Here is a 3,641-nt window from a genome sequence, read left to right on the forward strand (position 1 = left end):
GTACAAGTAGAGTTGTTTGACTTAGATGATGCTCGCTCAGGGCTGTTAATTTCTCAACCTGATGGCATCTGTATTGATGATGCGCTTATGAATAGCACTGAGAAAGTAGCATTAACGCTGCATCCTGATGCGTCGGTATTAGAACGTGATTCAAGAGATTCTCAAATAGAAGATGGCAAGAAGTTTAGCTTTTATTCTAATTTGCTGCGTAGTAATTGTCCGGTCACCAATCAGCCAGATTGGGGTACATTGGCGGTGTCAATTACTAGTAACAAAGTAGTGAATCAAGCCAATATGCTGCGTTATATATTAAGTTTCCGTCAGCACAATGGCTTTCATGAGCAGTGTGTTGAGCAGATGTTTGCTGATTTGAGTCAATATTACCAGCCAAGTGAGCTGATGGTTCGAGCTTGGTATACGCGCCGCGGCGGCATTGATATCAATCCTTGTCGCGTAAGTGATATCGCATTATTGCCAGCACCTAGTCGTTTGATTCGTCAGTAATAAAAGCATTGTGAATAATTTTATATAAAAAAGCGGCTATCTCATTAAATGAGATAGCCGCTTTTTACGGTGTTTATTTTATCTTTACACTATTTACCGCTTACTTTAGCCAATACTTCCTCACGGCTAAGTAATTGTTTTTCGCTATCACGGCGATTGACGTACTCGTACTTATCTTCTGCCAAGTTGCGATCAGATACCACGATACGATGTGGAATACCAATCAGTTCAAGGTCAGCAAACTTCACGCCTGGACGTTCGTTACGATCATCAAGCAATACATTGATACCAAGGGCTTTTAGCTCTTGATATAATGCCATTGCCGTTTCCATGACCGTTTCTTCTTTTGATTTCATTGGCACGATAGCCACTTCAAACGGCGCTAAAGAATCACTAACATCTGGCGTTGATGGCCACATGATGCCATTTTCATCATTATTTTGCTCAATAGCAGCCGCGATAATACGGCTAACGCCAATACCATAACAGCCCATCATAAGCGTCACTGGCTTACCATTTTCGCCTGAAACAGTACAGTTCATCGCTTGTGAATATTTATCACCCAACTGGAAGATATGACCGACTTCGATACCGCGTTTAATCTGTAGCGTACCTTTACCATCAGGAGAAGGGTCGCCTTCATGGACATTGCGAATATCAACAATACGAGTGATATGCGCGTCACGTTCCCAATTCATACCCGTCGTGTGCTTGTTAACTTCATTGGCGCCAGAAATAAAGTCTGACAGCGCCGCTGCTGCACGATCAACAAAGACGGGCATATCAAGCTCAACGCCGATATAGCCTTTATATAGACCCGCTGCTTTTAGCTCTTCTTCCGTTGCCATGGTTAAAGGAACATTGGCTTCTTCGATTTTTTCAGCTTTGATTGTGTTTAGCGTATGATCACCGCGTAATATTACAGCGATAAGCTGCGGCTCACCTTCTGGGGTATGACCTTGCACAATCAATGTTTTGACAGTCGTAGCAAGCGGAACGTTTAAATGTTCAGCGACGGCTTCACAGGTTGGCATATCGATGGTATCGACATTTTTACGTGGCATCGTCGCAGGCTGGCGTTCAGCAGTACTCACCGATTCGGCAAGCTCAACGTTGGCAGCATATTCAGATGAGTCAGAGAAAGCAATATCATCTTCACCGCTATCTGCTAGGACATGAAACTCGTGTGATGCAAAGCCACCGATTGAGCCGGTATCTGCTTGTACCGCACGGAAATCAAGACCTAAGCGCGTGAATATGCGCGTATAAGCGTCATACATCTCATCATACGTCTTTGCCAGTGACGCTTGGTCAACGTGAAATGAATAGGCATCTTTCATGGTAAATTCACGCGCACGCATCACCCCAAAGCGTGGACGAATCTCATCACGGAATTTATTTTGAATTTGAAAGAAGGTAATCGGTAGCTGCTTATAACTACGCAGCTCGCCTTGGGCAAGATTGGTGATGACCTCTTCGTGCGTCGGTCCCAATACGAAGTCGCGATCATGACGGTCTTTAAAGCGCAGTAGCTCAGGACCATAGTCGTTAAAGCGTCCGGTCATCTGCCAAAGCTCAGCAGGCTGCGTCATCGGCATCAGCACTTCTTGTGCGCCAATATTTTGCATCTCTTCGCGAACGATGCGCTCGACTTTTTGCAACACGCGCAAACCCATTGGCAACCAGATATATAATCCAGAAGCGATTTTTCGAATCAGACCGGCTCTGACCATTAATTGGCTTGAAGCGATATCTGCATCACTGGGCGTTTCTTTTAGCGTGGCAAATAAAAATTGACTGGCTTTCATAAATAAAGCGGAACCTTATCAACGATAAAATGAATAAGAAATAGTAGGATGTTGAGCGTGTGGTTTGATGGCCAACGCAAGATGACCTGTTATTGCTTGGTAAGAGTGTGGACTTGCCATAGCTAGAAAGCACTATAATAAACAATACGCTAATGGGCAGTGCGTTCGTAAATAGTTTCTTAAAACAGCCTCTTAAAAAAGAGTATGACTTTATGGTTTTGTATAAAAATATCGTTCTGTCTATCTCAGTATATTAGGGATATAAGCCCCAAAAACGAACGTATAGCGATATTTTAAGCATACAACCTGACTATGTTAGGTAAAGTTAGAGTAAGACGCAACGACTTTTTGTTTTTTCAGTCCGAATTGCGCTTAATGAGGCGAAGGGTCAGACAAAAATCCTTTATTTAGCTAATAAAGGGGTGAGTTCTATAGCTAATTAATTTAAATAATAAGAAAATTTTTAAAATGGCGTGGTCCCATCTCTATTATGTAGGGGATTGGTAGTAACTACTTGAAAGTATTAAAAAGAAATATCATTAAATGAATAGGATTACTCATTTTATGCTAATACTATAACAATAAGAGAGTTTACATGACCAACCCTGATAATCGTCGTCCAGTTGACAATAATAATGCCAATAAACAGCCAGCGAAAAGACCTATTGCTATGATGTCATGGATCGTATAGCTTGTTGGACTTGCCGCCATCGCTTTTGCTGTCTATATAGTGCAAAATCTCAATAAAGAAGAGCCTATAGAAACCATCACTCGTGAAGGCGTGGTGATGCAAATTCAGAAATTAAATCGATTGGAGACGGTGGCATTTAGTGTTGATACGGTCATTACCAGTCAGCGTTCAGGAAGCTGGATGAAACTGTGGCAAGATGAGCAAAAGGCGCTGTTTGTCGCTCGTGGTCGCGTAGAGGCAGGTATTGATTTAAGTGCATTGACACCTGATATGGTACAAGTAGTGCAGCCTGCTGAGGCTGATGTAGACAATGTTGCGACCGCTGATACTAATAATCCTATCTCTATCATGCCACAAATTAATATTACGCTGCCGCCATCAGAGATATTTTCGGTTTATCTAGACGATATCGAGATTTATGATTGGCAAACAGGGGCTTTTGGTATGATGCAAGTCGATCCGAAAATCTTAAAACAGGCACAGAGCATGGCAAAAAAAGAAGTGCTTGAACGCGCTTGCCGCGGTGATGTGATGACGATGGCACTAGAAAATGCACAAACCCAGTTGCAACAGCTGTTTGCGCTAACTGGCGCAGTAGTGACGGTCACCACGCAAGGTGCGGGTTCATGTCAGCTGCC

2 protein-coding genes and 1 pseudogene are annotated in these 3,641 nt (G+C 42.9%); 2 read left to right on the forward strand and 1 reads right to left on the reverse strand.

Annotated elements, in window-relative coordinates:
• Nucleotides 1–504: pseudogene (locus tag VLN09_RS09005) on the forward strand (NADPH-dependent 7-cyano-7-deazaguanine reductase QueF); the annotation flags it as partial.
• 89 nt (nucleotides 505–593) lie between these two features.
• Here VLN09_RS09005 and VLN09_RS09010 read toward each other — a convergent pair.
• Nucleotides 594–2,312: a proline--tRNA ligase gene (locus tag VLN09_RS09010; RefSeq protein ID WP_325245763.1), complete on the reverse strand. Its 1,719-nt coding sequence runs from the start codon at nucleotides 2,310–2,312 to the stop codon at nucleotides 594–596.
• Between the two features lie 730 nt (nucleotides 2,313–3,042).
• Here VLN09_RS09010 and VLN09_RS09015 point away from each other — a divergent pair.
• Nucleotides 3,043–3,641, forward strand: a 599-nt coding sequence (locus VLN09_RS09015) for a DUF4230 domain-containing protein (protein ID WP_325245765.1), incomplete at its 3' end; no start/stop codon positions are given.

It is taken from the genome of Psychrobacter sp., from assembly GCF_035469765.1.
In the GTDB taxonomy this organism is placed as follows: domain Bacteria; phylum Pseudomonadota; class Gammaproteobacteria; order Pseudomonadales; family Moraxellaceae; genus Psychrobacter.